At 71.3% G+C, this 23,822-nt stretch carries 24 protein-coding genes; 20 read left to right on the top strand and 4 right to left on the bottom strand.

The window, feature by feature from the left end; all coding sequences use genetic code 11:
- The first annotated feature begins 30 nt into the window (after positions 1–30).
- The 8 genes from ABZ842_RS08400 (at position 31) to ABZ842_RS08365 (ending at position 6,785) form a co-directional block, all read left to right on the top strand.
- On the top strand, positions 31–1,311 hold the full coding sequence (locus tag ABZ842_RS08400) for an alpha/beta fold hydrolase (RefSeq protein WP_361534340.1): 1,281 nt from the start codon (positions 31–33) through the stop codon (positions 1,309–1,311).
- Between the two features lie 13 nt (positions 1,312–1,324).
- Positions 1,325–1,951, top strand: coding sequence for an MBL fold metallo-hydrolase (locus tag ABZ842_RS08395; protein WP_361533768.1), 627 nt, complete (start codon positions 1,325–1,327; stop codon positions 1,949–1,951).
- A gap of 56 nt (positions 1,952–2,007) precedes the next feature.
- Positions 2,008–2,787 carry an exodeoxyribonuclease III gene (locus tag ABZ842_RS08390; protein WP_361533765.1) on the top strand — a complete coding sequence of 260 codons (780 nt, stop codon included), beginning with the start codon at positions 2,008–2,010 and terminating at the stop codon, positions 2,785–2,787.
- 132 nt (positions 2,788–2,919) lie between these two features.
- Positions 2,920–3,366 (top strand): DUF6278 family protein, encoded by a 447-nt coding sequence (locus ABZ842_RS08385; protein WP_361533762.1) that lies wholly within the window; start codon positions 2,920–2,922, stop codon positions 3,364–3,366.
- 211 nt (positions 3,367–3,577) lie between these two features.
- The gene (locus ABZ842_RS08380) at positions 3,578–4,324 is read left to right on the top strand and encodes an amino acid ABC transporter ATP-binding protein (protein WP_361533759.1); all 747 of its coding nucleotides are present in this window, start codon (positions 3,578–3,580) and stop codon (positions 4,322–4,324) included.
- A gap of 12 nt (positions 4,325–4,336) precedes the next feature.
- Complete coding sequence (locus tag ABZ842_RS08375; protein ID WP_361533756.1) at positions 4,337–5,251, top strand: glutamate ABC transporter substrate-binding protein; 915 nt, start codon at positions 4,337–4,339, stop codon at positions 5,249–5,251.
- Positions 5,252–5,268: 17 nt separating this feature from the next.
- The gene (locus tag ABZ842_RS08370) at positions 5,269–5,913 is read left to right on the top strand and encodes an amino acid ABC transporter permease (RefSeq protein WP_361533753.1); all 645 of its coding nucleotides are present in this window, start codon (positions 5,269–5,271) and stop codon (positions 5,911–5,913) included.
- Positions 5,910–6,785: an amino acid ABC transporter permease gene (locus ABZ842_RS08365; RefSeq protein WP_361533750.1), complete on the top strand. Its 876-nt coding sequence runs from the start codon at positions 5,910–5,912 to the stop codon at positions 6,783–6,785. The genes ABZ842_RS08370 and ABZ842_RS08365 overlap by 4 nt, the downstream gene beginning before the upstream one ends.
- A gap of 229 nt (positions 6,786–7,014) precedes the next feature.
- Here ABZ842_RS08365 and ABZ842_RS08360 read toward each other — a convergent pair whose 3' ends face one another.
- On the bottom strand, positions 7,015–7,746 hold the full coding sequence (locus ABZ842_RS08360) for a hypothetical protein (protein ID WP_361533747.1): 732 nt from the start codon (positions 7,744–7,746) through the stop codon (positions 7,015–7,017).
- A gap of 92 nt (positions 7,747–7,838) precedes the next feature.
- On the opposite strand from ABZ842_RS08360, the gene ggt reads away from it, so the two are divergent.
- From ggt to ABZ842_RS08335, 5 genes are all read left to right on the top strand, one after another.
- Positions 7,839–9,662 (top strand): gamma-glutamyltransferase, encoded by a 1,824-nt coding sequence (gene ggt, locus ABZ842_RS08355; RefSeq protein ID WP_361533744.1) that lies wholly within the window; start codon positions 7,839–7,841, stop codon positions 9,660–9,662.
- Positions 9,663–9,858: 196 nt separating this feature from the next.
- Positions 9,859–10,659: a glycoside hydrolase family 75 protein gene (locus tag ABZ842_RS08350; RefSeq protein WP_361533741.1), complete on the top strand. Its 801-nt coding sequence runs from the start codon at positions 9,859–9,861 to the stop codon at positions 10,657–10,659.
- 111 nt (positions 10,660–10,770) lie between these two features.
- Positions 10,771–11,025: a helix-turn-helix transcriptional regulator gene (locus ABZ842_RS08345; protein WP_361533738.1), complete on the top strand. Its 255-nt coding sequence runs from the start codon at positions 10,771–10,773 to the stop codon at positions 11,023–11,025.
- A 126-nt stretch (positions 11,026–11,151) separates the two neighbouring features.
- Positions 11,152–12,363, top strand: coding sequence for an AAA family ATPase (locus tag ABZ842_RS08340; protein ID WP_361534337.1), 1,212 nt, complete (start codon positions 11,152–11,154; stop codon positions 12,361–12,363).
- Positions 12,364–12,678: 315 nt separating this feature from the next.
- Complete coding sequence (locus tag ABZ842_RS08335; RefSeq protein WP_361533735.1) at positions 12,679–14,310, top strand: VWA domain-containing protein; 1,632 nt, start codon at positions 12,679–12,681, stop codon at positions 14,308–14,310.
- A 15-nt stretch (positions 14,311–14,325) separates the two neighbouring features.
- Here the strand turns inward: ABZ842_RS08335 and ABZ842_RS08330 are convergent, their stop codons facing one another.
- A complete protein-coding gene (locus tag ABZ842_RS08330; protein ID WP_361533732.1) occupies positions 14,326–15,006 on the bottom strand; it encodes an NAD(P)H-binding protein in 681 nt (226 codons plus the stop codon).
- A gap of 82 nt (positions 15,007–15,088) precedes the next feature.
- On the opposite strand from ABZ842_RS08330, the gene ABZ842_RS08325 reads away from it, so the two are divergent.
- From ABZ842_RS08325 to ABZ842_RS08300, 6 genes are all read left to right on the top strand, one after another.
- The gene (locus ABZ842_RS08325; RefSeq protein ID WP_361533729.1) at positions 15,089–15,499 is read left to right on the top strand and encodes a helix-turn-helix domain-containing protein; all 411 of its coding nucleotides are present in this window, start codon (positions 15,089–15,091) and stop codon (positions 15,497–15,499) included.
- Complete coding sequence (locus ABZ842_RS08320) at positions 15,496–15,924, top strand: PPOX class F420-dependent oxidoreductase (RefSeq protein ID WP_361533726.1); 429 nt, start codon at positions 15,496–15,498, stop codon at positions 15,922–15,924. Before ABZ842_RS08325 ends, ABZ842_RS08320 begins: the two co-directional genes overlap by 4 nt.
- 196 nt (positions 15,925–16,120) lie before the next feature.
- A complete protein-coding gene (locus ABZ842_RS08315; protein ID WP_361533723.1) occupies positions 16,121–16,963 on the top strand; it encodes a nitrilase-related carbon-nitrogen hydrolase in 843 nt (280 codons plus the stop codon).
- Positions 16,960–18,252, top strand: coding sequence for an aspartate aminotransferase family protein (locus ABZ842_RS08310; RefSeq protein ID WP_361533720.1), 1,293 nt, complete (start codon positions 16,960–16,962; stop codon positions 18,250–18,252). The genes ABZ842_RS08315 and ABZ842_RS08310 overlap by 4 nt, the downstream gene beginning before the upstream one ends.
- Positions 18,253–18,332: 80 nt before the next feature.
- A complete protein-coding gene (hydA, locus tag ABZ842_RS08305; RefSeq protein WP_361533717.1) occupies positions 18,333–19,736 on the top strand; it encodes a dihydropyrimidinase in 1,404 nt (467 codons plus the stop codon).
- Positions 19,737–19,763: 27 nt separating this feature from the next.
- Positions 19,764–20,765: a TIGR03842 family LLM class F420-dependent oxidoreductase gene (locus ABZ842_RS08300; protein WP_361533714.1), complete on the top strand. Its 1,002-nt coding sequence runs from the start codon at positions 19,764–19,766 to the stop codon at positions 20,763–20,765.
- A gap of 297 nt (positions 20,766–21,062) precedes the next feature.
- On the opposite strand, the gene ABZ842_RS08295 is transcribed toward ABZ842_RS08300, so the two are convergent.
- Entirely contained in the window at positions 21,063–21,398 is a 336-nt protein-coding gene (locus ABZ842_RS08295) for a VOC family protein (protein ID WP_361533711.1), read from the bottom strand.
- A 516-nt stretch (positions 21,399–21,914) separates the two neighbouring features.
- Here ABZ842_RS08295 and ABZ842_RS08290 point away from each other — a divergent pair.
- The gene (locus ABZ842_RS08290; RefSeq protein WP_361533708.1) at positions 21,915–22,427 is read left to right on the top strand and encodes a MarR family winged helix-turn-helix transcriptional regulator; all 513 of its coding nucleotides are present in this window, start codon (positions 21,915–21,917) and stop codon (positions 22,425–22,427) included.
- A gap of 53 nt (positions 22,428–22,480) precedes the next feature.
- Here the strand turns inward: ABZ842_RS08290 and ABZ842_RS08285 are convergent, their stop codons facing one another.
- The gene (locus ABZ842_RS08285; protein WP_361533705.1) at positions 22,481–23,809 is read right to left on the bottom strand and encodes a cation:proton antiporter; all 1,329 of its coding nucleotides are present in this window, start codon (positions 23,807–23,809) and stop codon (positions 22,481–22,483) included.
- Positions 23,810–23,822 lie beyond the last annotated feature (13 nt).

Raw genomic sequence — 23,822 nt, 5'->3', positions numbered from 1 at the left:
TGAGAGGGTCGCCCGGTGAGTGAGACACCGATGAACACCCTGCAATACCGCTGTGACGGGCCGGATGACGCTCCGGTCGTCGTCCTTGGTCCCTCACTGGGTACCACATGGCACATGTGGGACCGTCAGATCGCGGAGCTGTCCCGGACCTGGAGAATCTTCCGCTTCGACCTGCCCGGCCACGGCGGCGCCCCGGCCCACCCCGCGTCGTCCGTGGCCGACCTCGCCGACCGGCTGCTGGCCACCCTCGACGGGCTCGGCGTGCAGCGCTTCGGCTACGTCGGGTGCTCCATCGCCGGCGCCGTCGGGCTGGACCTGGCGCTGCGGCGGCCGGACCGGGTGGCCTCGCTCGCGCTGGTGGCCGCGTCGCCGCGGTTCGGCACCGCGGACGAGTTCCGCCAGCGCGGGGTGGTGGTGCGGACGAACGGGCTCGACCCCATGGCGCACGCCGCCCCCGAGGCGTGGTTCACCCAGGGCTTCGCTTCGGCCCAGCCCGCCATCGTCGAGTGGGCCGTGCAGATGGTGCGCACTACCGACCCCGGGTGCTACATCGCCGCCTGCGAGGCGCTGGCCGCCTTCGACGTACGGTCCGAGTTGGGTCGCGTCGGCGTCCCCACCCTGGTCGTGGTGGGCTCCGAGGACAAGGTGACCGGGCCCGCCGAGGCCCGCACCCTGGTCGCCGGCATCCGGGACGCCCGGCTCGCGCTGGTGCCCGGGGCCAGCCACCTCGCGCCCGTCGAGCAGCCCGCCGCCGTCACCGACCTGCTGGTGCGGCACTTCTCCACGGTGCCCCAGGACACCCTGTCCGCGATCCCCATCCAGCAGCAGGCCGTGCCGTCCGTGTCGATGCCGGCGATCTCGCCGCCCGTGGCCCCGGTGGCGCAGATCGCCGCGGCGCCCGCGCCGCCCGAACTGCCCGAGCAGGGTCGGCCCGATCCGTACGAGCCGGGGATGAAGGCCCGCCGGGAGGTGCTCGGCGACGCCCACGTGGACCGGGTCACCGCGGACTCCGACGGATTCGACGGGCCCTTCCAGGACCTGGTGACCCGCTACGCCTGGGGCGAGGTGTGGACGCGGGAGGGCCTGGACCGGCGCACCCGCAGCGTCGTCACGCTCACGGCGCTGGTCGCGGGCGGCCATCTGGACGACCTCGCGGTGCACACCCGCGCCGCCCTGCGCAACGGCCTCACCCCCGACGAGCTGCGGGAGATCCTGCTGCAAGCCGCCGTGTACTGCGGAATCCCGGCGGCGAACGCCGCCTTCGCCGTCGTGCGCACCGTCGTCCAGGAGGAGACGACCCCGCGGACGTAGCAGGATGGGGTGCATGAGGCTGACCAAGATGAAGCACTCCTGCATCCGGCTGGAGAAGGACGGAGCCACCCTCGTCGTCGACCCCGGCGCCTTCAGCGAGGAGGACGCCGCGGTGGGCGCGGACGCCGTGCTGGTGACGCACGAGCACCCCGACCACTACGACGAGGGGCGGCTGCGCGCCGCACTGGAGGCGGGCGCCGAGGTGTGGACGCTGAAGAGCGTCGCCACCGAGCTCGCCGCGGCGCATCCGGGCCGGGTGCACACCGTCGGCCACGGCGACGCCTTCACCGCGGCCGGCTTCGACGTCGAGGTGCACGGCGAACTCCACGCCGTGATCCACCCCGACCTGCCGCGGGTCACCAACGTCGGCTTCCTGCTCGACGGCGCCGTCTTCCACCCCGGCGACGCCCTGACCGTGCCCGAGCGCCCGGTGGACACGCTGATGCTGCCGGTGATGGCGCCCTGGAACAAGATCTCCGAGGTGATCGACTACGTTCGGGAGGTCGCGCCGCGACTGACGATCGACATCCACGACGCCCTGCTCACCGAGCTGGCCCGACCGATCTACGACCGGCACGTGAGCACCCTGGGGCGGGCCGAGCACCAGCGGCTGGCCCCCGGAGACGCACGGGAGGTGTGACCGCCCGGCGCCCCGCCGACCGGTGACTGTCAGACCCCGGCAGTAGGCTTCGTGCCATGCGGATCGCCACGTGGAACGTCAATTCGATCACCGCCCGGCTGCCCCGGCTGCTGGCCTGGCTGGAGAGCAGCGGCACCGACGTGCTGTGCGTCCAGGAGACCAAGTGCACGGCCGAGCAGTTCCCCGCAGACGAGCTGCGCGAGCTGGGTTACGAGTCCGCGGTCCACGCCGACGGCCGGTGGAACGGCGTCGCGCTGATCTCCCGCGTCGGCCTCGCGGACGTGGTGAAGGGGCTGCCCGGCGGCCCGGCGTACGACGGCGCGCAGGAGCCCCGGGCGATCTCCGCGACCTGCGGCCCGGCCCGCCTCTGGTCGGTGTACGTGCCCAACGGCCGGGAGGTCACCCACGACCACTACGCCTACAAGCTGGAGTGGCTGGCCGCGCTGAAGACGGCGGTGGCGGCGGACGCCGCGGGCGCCCTCCCCTTCGCCGTCCTCGGGGACTACAACATCGCGCCCGCCGACGAGGACGTGTGGGACCGCTCCGTCTTCGAGGGCAGCACCCACGTCACCGAGCCGGAGCGGGCCGCCCTCGCCGAGCTGCGCGGAACGGGCCTCACGGACGTGGTCCCGCGCCCCTTGAAGTACGACCATCCGTTCACGTACTGGGACTACCGTCAGCTGGCCTTCCCGAAGAACCGCGGCATGCGCATCGACCTCGTCTACGGGAACGCCCCCTTCGCAGCCGCCGTGAAGGACGGCTACGTGGACCGCGAGGAGCGCAAGGGCAAGGGCGCGTCCGACCACGCGCCGGTGGTGGTGGACCTCGACGTCTGAGCGGGCCGGAGTCCGGGCCGACGGCGTGAGCGGGCGCCGCCCTTCGGGTCCGCAGGATCTTCACCGCTCCCGGGGATCCTTGACGCGCGTCCTTGTGGTCCGCGCGTCGGGGAAGATGCGAGGCTGACTGGTATGAACATCCCTTTCCTGGACAACTGGCTCAAGCGGCACGGTCCCGAGCGGAAGGACGCCCTCGCGGCGGCCGTGGACGATCCCGAGCGCGCCGCCGCCATGGCGGAGTTGTTCGCCGAGTGCGAGCTGCTGCGGGTCAGGGTGGAGCGCATGGGGCTTGAACTGGACGACACTCCCGCGTCCTTGTCCGCCCTGGACCAACTCCCGCCGCGCTGGCGGGACGACCAGGAGGAGCTCCCCTGGTTCGGCAACGACGCCGGCCTCTATCTCGGTACGGTGATCGTACGGACGGTGCGCGGCGCGTCCTGGCACGTGTGGCCCGGCGGCCACCCGGTGGTGCGGCTCGCCTCCGGCCGGGAGATCGGCGTGGTCGAGGCCGGGCTCGACTGGGCCCTGTACGGCGCCCCCGAGCTGTCCCAGGTGTATGCGGAAGCGGCCGAAGCCTGACCCGTACGGCCCCTGGCCCCACTGCCCCGCCGCCCCACGGTCCCACGTCAACCCGGCGTCGACGTCCGCACTCCGGCCGCGCCCAGATGAGCTGATCTATCAGCCAATAAATACGGCTTATGCCCCTTTTGTGCGTGTCGTGCGCTAAGTCCCCTACGAGGGTGGATAGTTTGCGCTGACCTCGACTCAGCGACAAGTGGGTGGGCAGCGTATGGCCGTCGTCGATCCGTTGATCGAACTGCGGGATGTGAACAAGCACTACGGGCAGTTGCACGTCCTGCGGGACATCAACCTCTCCGTCGGCCGCGGCGAAGTGGTCGTCGTCATCGGCCCGTCCGGGTCCGGGAAGTCGACCCTGTGCCGGACGATGAACCGGCTGGAGGCCATCGAGTCCGGCCGCATCACCATCGACGGGGAGCCGCTGCCGGAGGAGGGGAAGGGGCTCGCCCGGCTCCGTGCCGACGTCGGCATGGTCTTCCAGTCGTTCAACCTCTTTGCGCACCGCACCGTGCTCGCCAATGTCTCCCTCGCCCCCGTCAAGGTCCGCGGCCGGAAGAAGGACGAGGCCGACCGGCGCTCCCGCGAACTCCTCGACCGCGTCGGACTCGCCTCCCAGGCGGACAAGTACCCCGCCCAGCTCTCCGGCGGCCAGCAGCAGCGCGTGGCCATCGCCCGCGCCCTCGCCATGGAACCGAAGGTCATGCTCTTCGACGAGCCGACCTCCGCCCTCGACCCCGAGATGATCAACGAGGTGCTGGAGGTGATGCAGCAGCTCGCCCGGGACGGCATGACGATGGTCGTGGTCACCCACGAGATGGGCTTCGCCCGCTCCGCGGCCAACCGCGTGGTCTTCATGGCGGACGGCCGCATCGTCGAGGACCGCGCCCCCGAGGACTTCTTCACCCACCCGGAGAGCGACCGAGCCAAGGACTTCCTCTCCAAGATCCTCAAGCACTGACGGGGGGACACCATGCCGCGCACCCGACGCGCCCTCGTAGCGCTCGCACTCCTGCTCGCCACCGTCCTCGTCGCCGCCTGCGGCAAGGAGGGCAGCCCGCCCGTCAAGGGACCGCAACCCGACGAACTGCCCGTCTACCAGGTCAACACCGCCTTCGAACTGCCCGAGTCCCCGACCTGGCGCAGGGCCAAGAGCCGCGGCCACCTCGTCGTCGGAGCCAAGGAGGACCAGCCCTACCTCGGCGAGAAGGACCCGGCGACCGGCGTGTACTCCGGCTTCGACATCGAGATCGCGAAGATGGTCGCCGCCTACCTCGGCTTCGGCACCGACGCCATCCGCTTCCGCACCATCGCCTCCGCGAACCGCGAGACCGCCCTCCAGAACGGCCAGATCGACTTCTACGTGGGCACCTACACCATCAACGACATGCGAAAGAAGCTCGTCGGCTTCGCGGGCCCCTACTACATGGCGGGGCAGTCCCTGCTGGTGCGCACCGACGAGCACGACATCAACGGACCCGAGGACCTCGACGGCAAGCGCGTCTGCTCGGCCACCGGCTCCACGCCCTACCAGCGCATCCAGCGCGACTTCCCGAAGGCGATCCTCGTCGGCTACGACACCTACTCCATCTGCGTCGACAACCTCCTCACCTACCAGGTCGACGCCGTGACCACGGACGACGCCATCCTCATCGGCTACGCCGCCAAGGCGCCCGACGAACTGAAGATCGCCGGCAAGCCGTTCTCCCAGGAGCCGTACGGCATCGGTGTCCCGCGCTCCGACAACGCCCTGCGCTTCGCCATCGACGACGCCCTGGCCGCCGGTGAGAAGAACGGCTACTGGAAGCAGGCGTACGACGCGACCCTCGGGCTCTCCGGCGTACCGGCGCCACAGCCGCCCCCCATCGACCGCTATCCGGCGAGCTGAGGAGGAGCCACCGCGTCATGGACGTACTGACCGACAACATCTCCCTCTACTGGCAGGGCTTCCTCGGCACCGTCGAGCTCACCTTCTACTCGTCGGTGCTCGCCCTCGCCCTCGGCTTCCTGATGGCCTCCTTCCGGGTCGCGCCCGTGGGCTCGCTGCGCGCCTTCGGCACGGTCTGGGTGACCGTGCTGCGCAACACCCCGCTCACCCTGCTCTTCTTCGCGGTGGTCCTCGGACTGCCGCGGTTCGGGATCGTGCTGCCCTTCGAGGTGTTCGCCGTGCTCGCCCTCGGCTGCTACACCTCCGCCTTCATCTGCGAGGCGCTGCGCGCGGGCATCAACACCGTGCACAAGGGGCAGGGCGAAGCGGCGCGCAGCCTCGGCATGACCTTCGGGCAGACCCTGAGCACCGTGATCCTGCCCCAGGCGTTCCGCCGGGTCATCCCGCCCGTCGGCTCCACCCTGATCGCGCTCGCCAAGAACTCCGCGATCGCCGGCGCCTTCAGCGTCACCGAACTGCTCAGCACCTACAAGACGCTCAGCGAACTCGGCTACAACATCATCTGGACCTTCGTCTGGATCGCCGTCGGGTATCTGATCATCACCCTGACCATCAGTGCGCTGTTCAACGTGCTGGAGAAGCGCTACGGAGTCGCCGGATGACCGATTCCACCGCCCTGTACGACATCCCCGGGCCGCGGGCCCGCCGGCGGCACCGGGTGTACGGGCTCGTGTCGACCCTCGCCATCCTCGCCCTCCTGGGCTGGATCCTGTACCTCCTCTTCGACACCGGCCAGTTCACCGCGGCGAAGTGGACCCCGTTCGAGTACAAGGGGATCCAGGAACTGCTGCTCCAGGGGCTCGGGAACACCCTGAAGGCGTTCGCGTACGCGGCCGTCCTCTCCCTGCTGCTCGGCGGGCTCCTCGCCACCGGCCGGCTCTCCGAACACCGGCCGGTGCGCTGGCTGTCCACCCTGCTGGTGGAGTTCTTCCGGGCCATGCCCGTACTGGTGATGATCTTCTTCATCTTCGTGGCGCTGAAGGTGCAGCCGCTGCCCGCGCTGGTCGCCGGGCTGACGCTGTACAACGGCTCGGTCCTCGCCGAGGTCTTCCGCACCGGCGTCAACTCGGTGGACCGCGGCCAGCGGGAGGCGGCGTACGCGCTCGGCCTGCGAAAGACGCAGGTGATGTCGTACGTGCTGGTGCCCCAGGCGGTCCGGGCCATGCTGCCGGCGATCATCAGCCAGTTGGTGGTGGCGCTGAAGGACACCTCCCTCGGCTATCTGATCACCTACGAGGAGTTCCTCCACGCCGGCAAGCTGATCGCCTCCAACCTCGACTACGACCTGCCGTTCATCCCGGTCGTGATGGTGATCTCGCCGATCTACATCGGGATGTGCATGCTGCTGTCCTGGTTCGCCAACTGGGTGGCCAAGCGGCAGCGCAAGAACCCGAAGACGGAAGGGGTGGAAGTGGCGCCCGCGGAGCCGGGGCCGCTGCTGCACGGCGCCCCGACCGCACCCGACCGGCCCTGACCCCCAACCCACGACGTGCCCGCCCGGCACCAACCAGCCCCCGGCGGGGCCCCGGCGGCAGCCGGTGATCACTTCCCGTACGACCGGACCGTTCCCGAAGGCGGCCGGACGACGACGGGAAGAAGGTCAGCTGCCCGCCCCGCGGACCGCCGAGGCCGAGCGGGTCCCCGCCGCTGCACCGACGCGGCGGGGACCCGGCCTCCGTCCCGCGCGCCCCGTTCCCCCCAGGTCAGTTGCCGCCGTCCGCCGCCGCGACCGGCGCGGTCCGGGCCGCCGCGGTGACGTCGTCGACCAACTCGACCACGTCGGGCCCGTACGCCTCGGAGTTGACGACCCTCAGCAGCAGGCAGAAGGAGTCGTTGCCGTGGGTACGGGCCAAGTCCTGGTAGTGACGCACCAGATAGCGGGCCGCGGCCTGGTTGTTGATCGACCGCTGGCCGCAGAGCAGGAACACGGGCCGCTCCTGCCCGCTCGGCGTGAGCCGGGCCAACAGGGCGTACTCCTCGGCGCCCCGCTCCGCCCGGTAGGTCTCCGATCCGATCCGATACGCGTTGCGGTGGGGCTCGTTCGCCTCCGTGGCGATCCGCACACCGGGCAGGAGGGTTCGCAGGTGCGCCTTCATCCGCACGTTTGACGCGGGCCCGCCGACGCAGAACTCCGTCTGCTCGCCCACCCCCTGATGGTGCCCGTCGTGCCAGATGACCTGCATCTGCGCCCCGCAGTCCTTGATCAGCCCGGACAGCTCCAGCAGCGCGAAGACGTCGTAACGGCGCACCGCGCTCTCGTGCCCGGCCTCGCGGTTGACCACCAACAGGGCCTGCGAGTTGGTGGGGAGGCCGAAGAAGTCCTGCGTACGGGCCAGCCGGCGGCGCCAGCGGGCGGTGCGGGCCAGCCACCCCAAGGTGCCGCTGATCCCGGCGGCGACGAGCCCCAACACGATGTTGCGTATGTCGTCGTTCATGTGTGCGGATGCTATCCGCCGCGGGCGGCGCCCCTGACGGTGCCGGCGGTGGCCGCTACGCTGCCGCGCACAGGTTTCGATCGGAGGTACGAATGCGTCGCTCCACCGTACGGACCACAGCGCCGTTGGCCGCTGCGCTCACCGCGGTCCTGCTCGGCGTCGCGGCCCCGCCCGCCGCAGGCGCCGCACCGCCGGGGCCCGCCGCGGCACCGCCCGTCAAGAGCCCGCTCGCCGTCGGGCACGGCGGCGCGGTCGCCAGCGTGGACGCGGACGCCTCCGCCGCCGGGATCGAGGTGCTGCGGCACGGCGGGAACGCCGTGGACGCGGCCGTGGCGACCGCAGCGGCCCTCGGCGTCACCGAGCCGTACTCCGCCGGCATCGGCGGTGGCGGCTACTTCGTCTACTACGACGCTAAGAGCCGCACCGTCCACACCGTCGACGGCCGCGAGACCGCGCCCCGCTCCGCCGACGCGTCCCTCTTCCTGGAGGGCGGCCGACCCATCCCGTTCGAACAGGCGCAGACCAGCGGGCTAGGCGTCGGGACCCCCGGCACACCGGCGACCTGGGAGACGGCGGTACGGGCCTGGGGCAGCCGATCCATGTCCCAACTCCTCAAGCCCGCCGAAGACCTGGCGCGGGGCGGCTTCACCGTCGACGCCACCTTCCGCGCCCAGACCGAGGCGAACCAAGCGCGGTTCGCGGACTTCCCCGACACCGCGAAACTCTTCCTGCCGGGCGGGCGGCTCCCGGTCGTCGGCAGCACGATGACCAACCCCGACCTCGCCGGCACCTACCGCCAACTCGGCCGCGAGGGCATCGGCGCGCTGTACCGGGGCGACATCGCCCGCGACATCGTGCGGACCGTGCGCAAGCCCCCGGTGCGGCCCGGCGCCACCCGCGTCGTGCGCCCCGGCGATCTGACGACCCGGGACCTGCGCTCGTACGCGACGCTGCGCCCCGCCCCCACCAAGGTGAGCTACCGGGGCCTGGACGTCTACAGCGCGCCGCCGTCCTCGTCCGGCGGCACCAGCGTCGGACAGGCGCTGAACATGCTGGAGCGCACCGACTTGGAGAAGGCGTCCCCGGCCGCGTACCTGCACCGCTTCATCGAGGCCAGCCGGGTCGCCTTCGCCGACCGGGGGCGCTGGGTGGGCGACCCGGCGTTCGAGGACGTGCCCACCAAGGCGCTGCTGTCCCAGCGGTTCGCCGACGCCCGCGCCTGCCTGATCAAGGACGACGCGGTGCTCAGCAGCCCGCTGGCCCCCGGCGACCCGCGGAACCCGAAGCCCTGCGCCAGTAGCGGGGCCGCCGCGCCCACGACGTACGAGGGCGAGAACACCACCCACCTCACCACCGCGGACAAGTGGGGCAACGTCGTCGCGTACACCCTCACCATCGAGTCGACCGGCGGCAGCGGCATCACCGTCCCCGGTCGGGGGTTCATCCTCAACAACGAGCTGACCGACTTCTCCTTCGCCCCGGCCAACCCGGCGGTGCACGACCCCAACCTGCCGGGACCGAACAAGCGGCCCCGGTCGTCGATCTCGCCGACGATCGTCCTCGACGACGGGCGTCCGGTGCTGGCCCTCGGCTCGCCGGGCGGCGCGACCATCATCACCACCGCGATCCAGGTGCTGACGGGCCGTCTGGACCGGGGACTGCCGCTGGTGGAGGCGATCGCCGCGCCGCGCGCCAGCCAGCGCAACCAGGCGACGACGGAGCTGGAACCCGGGCTGTGGAACGGGCCGCTCAAGGGCGAACTGGAGCGCATCGGCCACAAGTTCCGGCTGAACAACGAGATCGGCGCGGCAACCGGGATCGAACGGCTGCCCGACGGGCGTTGGCTGGCCGCGGCGGAGAAGGAGCGCCGGGGCGGCGGCTCGGCGATGGTGGTGCGGCCCAGCGGTCGACCCTAATCGCCCTCCCTCGTACGGGCGTACTCCATTGGGCTCCTCGTGCGAAGGTCCCGCGCGGCGTCAACGGCCGTGCGGGACACCGGACATGGGCGCCGGCGCCACCCGTACGGACGCCAGGGCCCAGGGATCGGTCCTCACCGAGAACGGGTAAGGACGCTTTTCCGCGCGGTATCCGCACAGAAAGGCGACCCAGCCCATGCACTCTCGCCCCATCGCCCTCACCGCCGCAGTCGCCGCGGCGCTCCTCGCGGCGGCCACCCCCGGGCCGCGGGCGACCGCGGGCGCGGCGCAGCCGCCGCACGGCGACGCCCGCGAAACGCACGGGGCGAGGGCGGTCCGCGCCCCCCTGGTCGCCGCCCGCGACACCGCCGGGGCCCGGGCGGACCGCAGCGCCGGCGAGGCCCGCGAGGGCGCGGTCAGCGCGGCCGAACTGCTGGCGAAGGTGAAGGACTGCACCCCGGTCTCCCGGGGCTCGTACCGCACGGATGCCGGGGCCGCGGCGACCGTTCCGGTCTGCGGCACGGACGAGGTGGTGCACTGGACCGCGGACATGGACGTCTCCTGCGACGGCCAGTCCACGCCGCAGTGCAATGCGCAGAACGACCCGTGGTTCATCGAGGACACCGCCTTCCGGCAGTCCGACGGCAGACCGCTGGACGCGGCGGCCCTGCCCTACGTGGTGGTGCCCGGGCCCAGCGAGACGTGGCGGCACGCCGAGTCCGGCGTCCGCGGCGGCACCGTGGTCGCGGTCGTCCACGACGACCGGGTGCGCTACGGCGTCGTCGGGGACACCGGGCCGAAGGACGTGATCGGCGAGGCGTCGCGCGCGATGGCCAGGTCGCTCGGCATCGACGACGACCCCGTGTCCGGAGGTGTCGCATCGGACGTGACGTACGTCCTGTTCCGCGACTCCAAGGCCAGCCCGATCGAGAGCCACGCGGCGGCGGCGAGCTTCGGTGGCGAACTCGCCCGCCGCTTCGTCAGCGGCAGCGGCTGAGCCGCTGACCTGCGGGTCCGGTGGTTCGTCGGTCCGGGCTTCGGGGGTCGGCCCGCTCGATCGCCGCAGCGCCAATTATCATACCGGCTGTTCCGGTATTAGAATGACGGCATGGTGCGTACCCCCCTCACCCCCGAAGAGCGCGAACGCGGCGAACGGTTCGGCCGGCTGCTGCGCGAGGCCCGCGGCGACCGCAGCATGGTGGACGTGGCCGCGCGGGCCGGGATCTCCGCGGAGACCCTGCGCAAGATCGAGACCGGTCGGGCGCCGACCCCGGCGTTCTTCACCGTCGCGGCCCTCGCCACGGCCCTCGGACTGTCCATGGACGAGCTCGCCGCCGACTGCGCCCCCGTCGCCGCCGCCTGAGAAGGCACGCCCTAGGTTGGGGGCGTCCCCCTGTCGGGCTGTCGGGGGAGCGCCCCGGCCCCGCTGGGCGTCACGGGCGAGTCACGGGCGAGGAGTGTGCACATGGGCGCGCAGGACGCGCACGACATGCCGGACGGTCCCGGCGCGCACGGCGAGCGGGCCGCGGCCACGGCCGGGCGGCTGCGGGCGATCTGCGACGAGCTGTCGGAGCGCTTCTACGAACGGGCCGACGTGGTGCGCACACTGGTCGTGGCGCTCCTCGCCGGACGACACTCGCTCGTCCTCGGCCCGCCCGGCACCGCGAAGTCCGAACTGGCCCGCGAGCTCACCGGCAGGGTCGACGGCGCGGCCTACTGGGAAATCCTGCTGTCCAAGTTCACCGCCCCGACCAGGATGTTCGGCCCCATCGACGTCGCCGCGCTGGCCCGCGGCGAGTACCGCCAGGTGTACGACGGCCGCGCCACGACCGCGCACATCGCCTTCATCGACGAGATCTTCAAGTGCTCCACGGCCGCCCTCAACGAGACCCTGGGCTACCTCAACGAGCGGATCTACCACCCCGAGAGCGGCGGCGAACCGATCCGCTGCCCCCTGATCGGGGCCATCACCGCGAGCAACGAACTCCCCGACGGCGAGGACTCGGCCGCGATCTACGACCGGCTGCTGGTGCGCATCGAGGTCGGCTATCTGGCCGACCCCTCGAACTTCGCCGCGCTGGTCCGCTCCGCCGTCACCCGCCCGACGCCGCCGCAGCGCACCACCGTCGAGCTCGCCGACCTCCAGCGGGCCGTGACCGGGGACGTACCCGCCGTGGCCGTACCCGACGCGATCGTGGACGCGATCTGCACCCTGCGGGCCGCCCTGCGCCGCAAGGAACTCGTGGCGTCCGACCGCCGCTGGCGGCAGGCGGTGGGGCTGCTCCAGGCGTCCGCGTACCTCGACGGCCGTCCGGCGGTCGCCGAGACCGACCTGTCGGTGCTCACCCACGTGCTGTGGTCCTCCCCGACCGAGCGCCCGACGGTCGAGCGCGAGGTGCTGCAACTGGTCAACCCCGACGCCCGGGAGGCGCTCGACCTGGCCGACGCCATCGAGGAGCTGGAGGTCCAGCTCGACGCGATGGCCGGACAGTCCCGCGAGGCGCTGAGCGAGTGGGTCATCACCAAGGCCCACAACAAGCTCGCCACGGCAGGCCGGCGGCTGGCCGAGCTGCACACGGAGGCGGCCGGCGCCGGCCGCTCCACCGCGGCGATCGACCGCGTCACCGGCCGCCAGCGCGCGGTCCGCGCCCGGGTGCTCACCGAGGCGCTCGGCCTGGACGCGAGCCTGGTGCAGAACTAGGCCCTGTCCGCGAGGTCCCGCGGGTTTCCCTGCGGCTGTGGACGTTGCCGCCGTTTCCCCGCGGGAGCGTTGGCCTCTGCCGCCCGTCTGTGGCTGTTCGCGCAGTTCCTCGCGCCCCTGTTTCGCTGCCCCTTGTCTGCGAGCTGCACGTGGAGGTCTTTGGGGGCACGGGGAACTGCGCGAACAGCCCACCACCGGGCCGCAGACGCCGTCATCGCACACCGCCCACGGCGCCATCGCGCCACCGCGCCTGCCGCGGACAGGGGAGCATGCCTAGGATCGATCGCCGCAGGGGGCGTGGGGGAGCGTGGGCGCATGAGTGGGGCAACGAGCGGGTACGACGCGCTGGCGAGCCGGGCCGGGCGGTGGCTCGCCCGGTCATCCGCCGTCGTCGCGCGACACACCGGCGCCGTCGTCGCGGACCCCTTCGACCCGATCGCCTGGCGGGACACCTACGCCCAGTCCGCCGCGCTGCGCGAGCTCGCCGACGAGCTGGCCGTACGCCACGACCACGTCGCCGACCTCCTCAGCGACGTCTTCCTCGCCGCCTACAAGACCGGACCGCAGGTGCGCGACGCCGCCGAGATGCGCCCCTCCCACCTGGTCAACCACCAGGTGATCAGCGCGCTGACGGCGGCACCGCGCTTCGCCGAGCTGCGTCGGGAGACGATCGGCGACCCCTACGCCGCCGCCCTCGCCGTGCTCGCCCAGGCGTCCGAGCTGCGCCAGCTGCTGGAGCGCTGCGAGGAAGCCCAGGCGCGGGCCGAGCAGGCACAGGGCGCCGAGCAGGACGCCGCGCGCACGGCAGCCGCCGTCACCCGGGCGCTCCAACAAGCCGCCACAGCCGATGCCGCCGACGGCGAGAACGGCGAGAACGGCGAGAACGGTGAGAACGGTGACGTACAGCGGGCGATCGAAGCAGCCGAAGCGGCCGAGTCCGCCGCCCGACGGGCCGCGCACGTCGCCGCGCAGGCCCTCGCCGCCGCGACCCCCGGCGTCCGCAGCGCCGCGCGCAACGCCGCGGCGAAGGCCGCCAGGACCGTACGGCAGGAGGCCGAGTCGATGCGCGCCTGGGGCGTCGACCCCGGCGAGCTGGAGCGCCTGTCGTACGACGAGCGGGCCCGCCTCGCCGAACGGCTGCGCACCAGCCGCCTCGCGCAGTGGGCGGAGCTGATCGGCCGCTTCCGCCAGATGGCCAGCGGCGAACGTGCCCGCAAGGTGGAGCACGCCACCGGCGAACTCGTCGGCGTCACCCTCGGCGACGACCTGTCCCGCGTCGTCCCGTCCGAACTGGTCGCCCTCGGCCTGCCCGAGCTGCGCGCCGTCTTCGCCGCCCGCTACGCCGCCGGCGAGCTGATGCTCTACGACAGCCGCGGCGAGCAGACCACCGGCCGCGGCGCCGTCGTCGCCTGTGTGGACACCTCGCACTCCATGTACGTGGAAGGGCCCGGCGGCGTCTCCCGGGAGGCGTGGGCGAAGGCGTGCGCGCTGGCGCTGCTGGACCAGGCCCGCCGGGGCAAGCGCGACTTCGTGGGCGTCCTGTTCTCCTCCGCCGACCGCTGCCGCGTCGTCCGCTTCCCGGCCGACCGGCCCGCCCCGATCGGCGACGTGCTCGACTTCGCGGAGACCTTCCTCGGCGGCGGCACCAGCTACCAGACGCCGCTGTCGGTCGCGGGCGACCTCCTCGCCGAGGAGTTCGCCGACACCGGGCGCGCCCGCGGCGACATCGTGCTGATCACCGACGACGAGTGCGACGTCACCGAGGAGTGGATGCGCGGCTGGAACGACGTGCGGCGCCGGCTCGGCTTCCGGGTCTTCGGCGTCGCCATCGGAGCGCCGCGCGCCACGGAGACCGGCTCCGCGCTGGACGCCCTGTGCGACAACCTCCGCGCCGTCGAAGACCTCACCGACGTCCACGCCGCGGCGGACCTCTTCCGCGTGATCTGACCCGGGGGAGGGCTCTCACGAGGAAACGGCCAGTTGGATGCGGCGGTGGCGCGGTGCTTCGACCTCGTCGAGGAGGGCGAGTGCCAGGTCCGCGTGGGAGATCCGACCGCCGCCGTCGATCAGGGCGCCCTCGGCCGTACGGTAACGGCCGGTCCGCGGAACGTCCGCAGCCAGCTCCAGGGGCGGGCAGACCATCAGCCAGTCCAGCGCGTCCGCCGACCCGTGCAGCGTCTCGAACTCCGCCACGTGGCCTTGCGAGAACACCCGGTGCAGTTCGGGGAAGTCCGGCCCGTCCATCATCCGCACGCCGGGTGAGACCTCCAGCGTGGACGCCACGCCGAGGGTGACGAAGCGCCGTACCCCCGCTCTCGTCAACCCGCTGACCATGGCCTTCGCCGCGGTGACGAAGAACTCCTCGGGGCTCACGTCCAATCGGACCGCGGCATTGATCGCCGCCCGGTGCCCCGTCGCGAGAGCCGCCACCGAGGCGGCGTCCGTCGCGTCGCCCCGCGCCACCGTGACGCCGTCGCCCGCGAGGTCCGGGTGCCGCGCCGGGTCCCGTACCACCGCCGTGACGGCGTGCCCGCGGCGCACCGCCTCCGCGACCGCGGCACGGCCGACCCGGCCCCCCGCCCCGAAGACGACGATCGCCGTGCCGTCGTCCGTACCGTGTGCGTGCTTCGTGTCGTCGCTCATGGCCGTGACCGTACGGCGGCACCCTCCGGTTACTTCAACGGTACTGGCGCCGACCCCAGGGCGGTTGGGGGAGCATGGGGGCATGGACGCCGTACGAGAGCCCCTGCCCCGGGACATGTTCGCGGACGCCTGCCTGGCTCCGATCCAGCCCTTCCGCTTCGGCGACAAGTGGTCCGCCCTGGTACTGCGCTGTCTGGAGGGCGGTCCGCGCCGCTTCGGCGAACTGCGGGTGCCGCTGCACTGGATCACCCCCAAGGTGCTCACCGAGACCCTGCGCGCGATGGAGCGCAAAGGCTTCGTCAGCCGCACCGTCCACGACGAGCGCCCGCCGCGGGTGGAGTACCGGCTCACCCCGCTCGGCCGGTCCGCAGTCGGCCCGCTGAACACGGCGTGTGCCTGGGCGCGGGAACACCTCACGGAGCTGGTGGCCGCGCAGGAGTCCGCCGCCCCGGACGGCGCGGCGGACGCCGACGGCGTACCCTCGGCCCCGTGACAGCAGCCACCGCATTCGCCCCCGCGCGCTACATCAGCGTGACGACGTATCGGAAGAACGGCACGGGCGTCGCCACCCCCGTCTGGTTCGCCGAGGACTCCGGGAAGCTGTACGTCTGGACCAACAGCGACTCCTGGAAGGTCAAGCGGCTGCGCAACGACGACCGGGTCTCCGTCGCCGTGTGCGACGTGCGCGGCAGGGTCGCCGAAGGAGCGTCGACCGCGCAGGGCACCGCGGTGCTCCTCGACGGCTCGGGCACCGACGCCGTGCGGGCGCTCATCGCCCGCAAGTACGGCTGGCAGTTCACCCTCGTCGACCTTCCGGCCCGGCTCGTACGGCGCGGCAGGACCCCGCACACCGGCATCGCCGTGACGCTCGCCGACGACGCCCCCGGCACTTCCGGCACCGAAGCGCCCGGCGCCTGAGGGCGCGTCAGCCCACCGGCCCGCCGTCCGGGTGAAACGCGATCGGCGCCCCCCGTTCGCGGCGATGGTCTTGCCCCGCTGTGTGACGGGGCTTACGTTCTCCATCTACGTTCCACGTCTACGTGCGTAGAGGCGACGCGCCGTCGGTCGTTTCGACGGGGCGGCGCTCGCCGACGCCCGGCCGAAGGAGCAGCAGATGGCCCATGTCGTACGCGCCGCACTCGTCCAGGCGACCTGGACCGGCGACACGGAGTCGATGATCGCCAAACACGAGGCGCACGCCCGCGCCGCCGCGGAGCAGGGCGCCCGGGTCATCGGCTTCCAGGAGGTCTTCAACGCCCCCTACTTCTGCCAGGTGCAGGAGCCCGAGCACTACCGCTGGGCGGAGCCCGTGCCCGACGGGCCGACGGTGCGGCGGATGCAGGAGCTGGCGCGGGAGACCGGGATGGTGGTCGTGGTCCCGGTGTTCGAGGTCGAGGGCTCCGGCTTCTACTACAACACCGCAGCTGTCATCGACGCCGACGGCTCCTACCTCGGCAAGTACCGCAAGCACCACATCCCCCAGGTCAAGGGGTTCTGGGAGAAGTACTACTTCCGCCCCGGCAACGCCGGCTGGCCCGTCTTCGACACCGCCGTCGGCAAGGTCGGGGTGTACATCTGCTACGACCGGCACTTTCCCGAGGGGTGGCGACAGCTCGGCCTCGGCGGCGCCCAACTCGTCTACAACCCCTCCGCGACCTCCCGCGGCCTGTCCGCCTACCTCTGGCAGCTGGAGCAGCCGGCGGCGGCCGTGGCGAACGAGTACTTCGTCGCGGCCATCAACCGCGTCGGCCGCGAGGAGTACGGCGACAACGACTTCTACGGCAGCAGCTACTTCGTCGACCCGCGCGGCCGGTTCGTCGGCGACCTCGCCAGCGACGAGGACGAGGAACTGCTCGTGCGGGACCTCGACTTCGACCTGATCGACGAGGTCCGCCAGCAGTGGGCCTTCTACCGCGACCGGCGCCCCGACGCGTACGAAGGGCTGGTGCAGCCGTGAGCGACTCCGTCACCCCGCTGCACGAGCGGCACCGGGCCGTGCTGCCCGACTGGCTGGCCCTCTACTACCGGCGCCCCATCGAGATCACCCACGGCGAGGGCCGGCACGTCTGGGACGCGGACGGCAACCGCTACCTCGACTTCTTCGGCGGCATCCTCACCACCATGACAGCGCACGCCCTGCCCGAGGTCACCAAGGCCGTGGCCGACCAGGCGGCGCGGATCGTGCACTCCTCCACGCTGTACCTCAACCGGCCCATGGTGGAGCTCGCCGAACGGATCGCCGCGCTCTCCGGCATCCCCGACGCCCGGGTCTTCTTCACCACCTCCGGCACCGAGGCCAACGACACGGCCCTGCTGCTCGCCACCGCCCACCGGGGCACCAACCAGGTCCTGGCGATGCGCAACAGCTACCACGGCCGCTCGTTCTCCACCGTGTCCATCACCGGCAACCGCGGCTGGTCGCCGACGAGCCTGTCCCCGCTGCAACGGCTGTACGTGCACGGCGGGGTGCGCACCCGCGGCCCGTACGCGCAACTGACGGACGAGCGGTTCGTCGACGCGTGCGTGGCCGACCTGGAAGACCTGCTCGGCCACGCCCGCGCCCCCGCCGCGCTGATCGCCGAGCCGATCCAGGGCGTCGGCGGCTTCACCTCGCCGCCCGACGGGCTGTACGCCGCGTTCCGCGAAGTCCTCGACCGGCACGGGGTGCTGTGGATCTCCGACGAGGTGCAGACCGGGTGGGGGCGGACCGGGGACCACTTCTGGGGCTGGCAGGCCCACGCCCGCAACGGCCCGCCCGACCTCCTCACCTTCGCCAAGGGCATCGGCAACGGCATGTCCGTCGGCGGAGTCGTCGCCCGCGCGGAGGTCATGAACTCGCTGGACGCCAACTCCATCTCCACCTTCGGCGGCTCGCCGATCACCATGGCCGCGGGGCTCGCCAACCTCTCGTACCTCTTGGACCACGACCTCCAGGGCAACGCCCGACGCGTGGGCGGGCTGCTGATCGAACGGCTGCGGGCGGTCGCCGCCGGCGTCCCCGCGGTGCGCGAGGTGCGGGGCCGGGGCCTGATGATCGGCATCGAGCTGGTCAAACCGGGCACCGAGCACGCCGATCCGGAGGCGGCGTCGACCGTGCTGGAAGCGGCCCGGGCAGGCGGACTGCTCATCGGCAAGGGCGGCGGACACAACACCAGCACCCTGCGGATCGCCCCGCCGCTCACCCTCACCGTCGCCGAAGCGGAAGAGGGTGCGGCCGTCCTGGAGCGGGCCCTGCACGCCCTGTGACGGCCCGTCAGCCCCGTACGCCGACGCCAATTGCCGACACCGGCACCGTACGCCCACGTACGAAAGGGAGCGCACCAGCCATGAGCAGCACCCGCACCCTGATCCGCGGCGGCCTGGTCGTCACCGCGGCCGAGGAGACCCACGCCGACGTCCTCGTCGAGGACGGCCGCGTCGCCGCGCTCGCCGCGCACGGCTCATCCGCCGCGCAGGGCTGGACGGCCGACCGCACGATCGACGCCACCGGCCGCTACGTCCTCCCGGGCGGCGTGGACGCCCACACCCACATGGAACTGCCCTTCGGCGGCACCTTCGCCTCCGACACCTTCGAGACCGGGACCAGGGCCGCGGCCTGGGGCGGGACGACGACGATCGTCGACTTCGCGGTGCAGTCACAGGGCCACTCGCTCCTGGCGGGCCTGGACGCCTGGTACGCGAAGGCCGACGGCAAATGCGCGATCGACTACGCGTTCCACATGATCGTTTCGGACGTCAACGAGCGGACCCTCAGGGAGATGGACCGGCTCGTCGAAGCCGGAGTGACCTCGTTCAAGCTGTTCATGGCGTATCCCGGCGTCTTCTACTCGGACGACGGGCAGATCCTGCGCGCCATGCAGCGGGCTTCCGGCAACGGCGGGCTGATCATGATGCACGCGGAGAACGGCCTGGCGATCGACGTCCTGGTCGAGCAGGCGCTGGCGCGCGGGGAGACCGACCCCCGCCACCACGGCGAGGTCCGCAAGGTGCTGCTGGAGGCGGAGGCCACCCACCGGGCCATCCAACTCGCCCGGGTGGCCGGATGCCCGCTCTACGTCGTCCACGTCTCGGCCGAGGAGGCGGTGGCCGAGTTGGCAGCCGCCCGGGACAAGGACCTGCCCGTGTTCGGGGAGACGTGTCCGCAGTACCTGTTCCTGTCCACCGACAACCTCGCGGAGCCCGACTTCGAGGGCGCCAAGTACGTCTGTTCCACCCCGCTGCGCCCCAAGGAGCACCAGGCCGCCCTGTGGCGGGGGCTGCGCACCAACGACCTCCAGGTGGTCTCCACCGACCACTGCCCCTTCTGCTTCCGCGGGCAGAAGGAACTGGGCCGCGGCGACTTCTCCAAGATTCCCAACGGGCTGCCGGGGGTGGAGCACCGGATGGACCTGCTCCACCAGGCCGTGGTGGACGGGCACATCAGCCGCCGCCGCTGGGTCGAGATCGCCTGCGCGAGCCCGGCGCGGATGTTCGGCCTCTATCCGCGCAAGGGCACCATCGCCCCGGGGTCCGACGCGGACATCGTCCTCTACGATCCGCGGGCCGAGCAGGTCATCTCCGCCGAGACCCACCACATGAACGTGGACTACTCGGCGTACGAGGGCAAGCGGATCACGGGCCGCGTCGAGACCGTGCTCTCGCGCGGCGAACTCGTCATCGACGGACGCGAGTACACGGGGCGGGCCGGTCACGGGACCTTCGTCCCGCGTTCCACCTGCCACTACCTGTAAGCACCGCAGGCAGCAAGGAGCCGCCCCATGGACTTCGGACTCGTCCTCCAGACCGATCCGCCCGCTTCGGCCGTCGTGGAGTTGATGCAGCGTGCGGAGCGCGCCGGGTTCCGCTACGGCTGGACCTTCGACTCGGCGGTGCTGTGGCAGGAGCCGTTCGTCATCTACAGCCGGATCCTGGCCGCCACGCAGGAACTCCACGTGGGTCCCATGGTCACCAACCCGTCCACCCGCACCTGGGAGGTGACCGCCTCCACCTTCGCCACCCTCAACGACATGTTCGGCAACCGCACCGTCTGCGGCATCGGGCGCGGCGACTCCGCGATGCGGGTCGCCGGGCGCAGCCCCAACACGCTGGCGCTCCTCTCCGAGGCCATCGACGCCATCCGCGACCTGGCGGAGGGCCGCGAGGCCCGGGTCGACGGCAACCCGATCCGCATCCCCTGGATCCGGGACGGGAAGCTGCCCGTCTGGATGGCCGCGTACGGCCCCAAGGCCCTGGCCCTGGCCGGGCAGAAGGCGGACGGGTTCATCCTCCAACTCGCGGACCCCTACCTGACGCAGTGGATGGTGACCGCGGTCCGCGAGGCAGCCGCGGCGGCCGGACGCGATCCGGAGTCGATCACCATCTGCGTCGCGGCCCCGGCGTACGTGGGCGAGGACCTGGCCCATGCGCGCGACCAGTGCCGATGGTTCGGCGGAATGGTCGGCAACCACGTCGCGGACCTGGTCGCCCGCTACGGCCAGCACTCGTCGGCGGTCCCCGAAGAGCTGACCGACTACGTGAAGTCCCGCCACGGCTACGACTACAGCCACCACGGCCGCGCGGGAAACCCGTCCACCGACTTCGTCCCGGACGAGATCGTCGACCGCTTCTGCCTCCTGGGCCCCGTCGAGGCCCACGTCGCGAAACTCCGCGCCCTGCGCGACCTCGGCGTGGACCAGTTCGCCGTCTACGCCATGCACGACGCCCGGGAGGACGTCATCGACGTCTACGGCGAGCAGGTCATCCCGGCGGTCAACGGCTGAGGCCGAACTGCTGCCGTCCCCGGGCGCCACCGCGGACGGCCAGCAGCCCCTGCTTCCGAACCGGTCTTAGGGCCTGTCTTACGGATCTTGCTGGGCTCGCGTGCGCTGGTGCCGCTCTCCCTGGGCCTTCGGCCCGGGAGGTGCCCCCACTCCGCGTTGTCGTCGGTTGCCCATGGCCCCCTGTGCCCTGCGGGCACGGGGGGAAGATCCACGGCACCAGACCCCTCCCCCTACGCCCGGAGGGCGTGGGGGGACCCCCACCCTCAACCAGCCTGATCCGTAAGACAGGCCCTAGCCCTATCCGGCCGCTTGGAAGATGCTGAACTCCACTCCCTGGTCATCGACGCAGTTGGCGAACTTTCCCGACGGGATGGTCACCGTCTCGCCCGCCGTGCCACCGAGCTCGCGGACCCGCTCGGTGGCCGCGTCCAGGTCGTCCACGCCGAAGTAGACGCGCGGGAACTTCGACGTGTCACCGTGCGAGGAGCCGCCCATCGGGTTCGGGCCGTGAATCATCGAGTAGCCCGGGAAGTTCCCTGCCTTGAACTCCCACCCGAACAGCGACTGCCAGAACTTCGCCGTTGCCCCGGCGTCCCTACCGGGCAGGTCGAAGAAGACGATGTCTCCACTCATGGTGCTCTCCTCGTGCGTGTCGATGTGGACTGCGGTAGCTGTCAGAGCGTCGATGGACGGAACGCACCCGCGGTGCGGTGGCCTGAGCGGACGGGCAGTTGCCATCACGCCTCCCTCGGAGGCCCGGTGCTCTGCATCCGAACCCTATCCTCATGGAGGCTGACGATCTAATGTCTCTACTGTTCATGTTGGATTCGATCAGTCATCTTGTCAATCCGGGGTAAAGATGATGAAGGGCGCTGCCTGTCAGGCTCCGTGGCTGCATCACTCCCGCCCCTCGGGCGGTGGGTAGATGGCTGATACTTCTTGTATGTTGATCAGAGGTGACCTCGTATAGAGGTGCGACGAAGCCCTCGACCTCGTTCGAGTAGCCCCTGACGGTTGGTCGGTGAATGGGTCCGGGTGCGAGGCGTGGGATGCCACTGGCTCGTCAAGTCCGGTAGCGCTACGCTCGTCATAGCGGCTGACTGTCTTGGCTGACTACAATCAAATCACTGAGCATAGACAGGTCGGACGATGAATGACATTGGTCAAACGGATATCAATCCGAACGGATCGCCAACCCTGCCGCCGAACTTCGCGAACTCGATCGGGTTTCTGCTGAACAAGGCCGGGCAGCTCCTGACCGCGCAGTTCGAGAAGGAGCTGGCTCCGTACGGACTCAGCGCGCGGAACTGGGGGATCCTCCGGTTCATCGACGTCAACGGCAACCGCTCGCAGCAGTACATCGGTGAGCACCTGCGGATCGACCGGTCGACGATGGTGATCCTGGTCGACGAGTTGGAGCGGAAGGGCTACGTCGTCAGACTGCGTGATCAACACGACCGCCGGCGCTACGCCGTGACGCTGACCGAGTTCGGAGAGCGCCAACTCCGCAGCGGCCTCGACTCGGTCGAGGAGAAGGTAACGAAACGGTTCCTCGCACCCGTCAGCGAACAGAGCCGCGAGCGCTTGATCTCGATCCTCGTCTCGCTGGTCGTACCCGAGGACGTCGTTCCCGACGACGTCGCGTCGTCCGGCACCGACTGAGGGAAACGCGCTGAGCCGCCGGGGGCGAAGTCCCCACTAGGAGGCCGGAGTCGTCACCCCGCCTCTGGCCGCTTCGCGCCTACGGGTCGGGCGAGTTCGGCGCATCCCGACTCCCCGATCCGCTGCCGGGCCAGGTCCCGCAGATCCGCGTCGATCACGTGGCTCGGATAGGCCCAGCGCAGAAGTGGCGCGGTCATGGCAGTGGTGACGAGGGCCATGACCACCATCAACGAGTACAACTCCATGTCGAGCAGACCCAGTTGAAGTCCGACGCCGAGGATGATCAGTTCAGTGAGGCCGCGGGTGTTCATGAGGATGCCCAAGGTCGTGGCCGACCTCCCGGACTGGCCGGCGAACCGTGCCCCCAGATAGGCACCACCGAACTTGCCGCCGATCGCCACCAACAGGATCAGCCCCAGTTCACCGAGCCCGTCTCCGCCCACCGTGGTCAGGTCCACCTTCAACCCCGACACGGCGAAGTACGCAGGCAACAGCATCCAGATGATCGTTTCGAACCTGTCCCTGATCGCCACACGCAACTCCTCCGTGCCACGCCGTGGCACGATCGCGCCGGCGAGGAACACGCCGAAGATGAAGTGCAGCCCCAGCCATTCGCTCAGTGCGCCGGAGACCAGCAGCAGCACCGTGAGCGCGGCCAGCCGTGTGGCACTGAGACGTCGCTCCACGGTGCCGTCTTCCGGGTCGCCTCGGTCCTGGGACGGCGCGCCCAAGAGCCGGCCGAGCAACGGCCGCAGCGCCCACACCATGGCCAGGGCGTACGGCACCACCAGCAGGACCTGCCAGGAGTTCTGGCTTCCGGTGAAGGTGAGCAACCCCGCGAGCAGGAGCCAGGCCACCACGTCGCCGACGGCCGCACTCGCCAGGGCCAGTGCGCCGATCCTGGTGTGCTGGATCCCCCGGTCGGTGAGGATGCGGGCCAGTACCGGGAACGCGGTGATGGACATGGCCGCGCCGATGAACAACAGGAATCCCAAGCGGTTTTCGATGGGGTGGTTCTTCCACAGGTACAGCGCCAGCAGGACGCCCAGTCCGAACGCGCAGACGATCGACCCGAGCGCCACCCCGGCCGTCGCCCGCCCGTTCCCGCGCAGGAGCCGGTAGTCGAGTTCCAGGCCGACCAAGAACATGAAGAGGGCGACCCCGAGGTTGCCGAGCGCGGTGAGCATCGGCCGGGTGTCGACGGGCACGAGCGCTTCCGACAGCGCACCGTGGAACAGGGTGGGACCGAGCAGGATGCCGGCCAGGATCTCGCCGACGACCGCAGGCTGACCGCACCGCCGCGCGAGGCGCCCCAGCACGTGCGCGAGTGCGAGTATCAACGCCAGACCGACCATGATCATGGCTGTTTGATGGGTGGTCACGAGCGCTCCTTCT

Origin of the sequence: Streptomyces sp. NPDC047315 (genome assembly GCF_040643215.1) — a bacterium.
In the GTDB taxonomy this organism is placed as follows: Bacteria; Actinomycetota; Actinomycetes; order Streptomycetales; family Streptomycetaceae; genus Streptomyces.
Note: the sequence above shows the minus strand (reverse complement) of the source record. Positions and strands in the feature narration are given on the sequence as shown.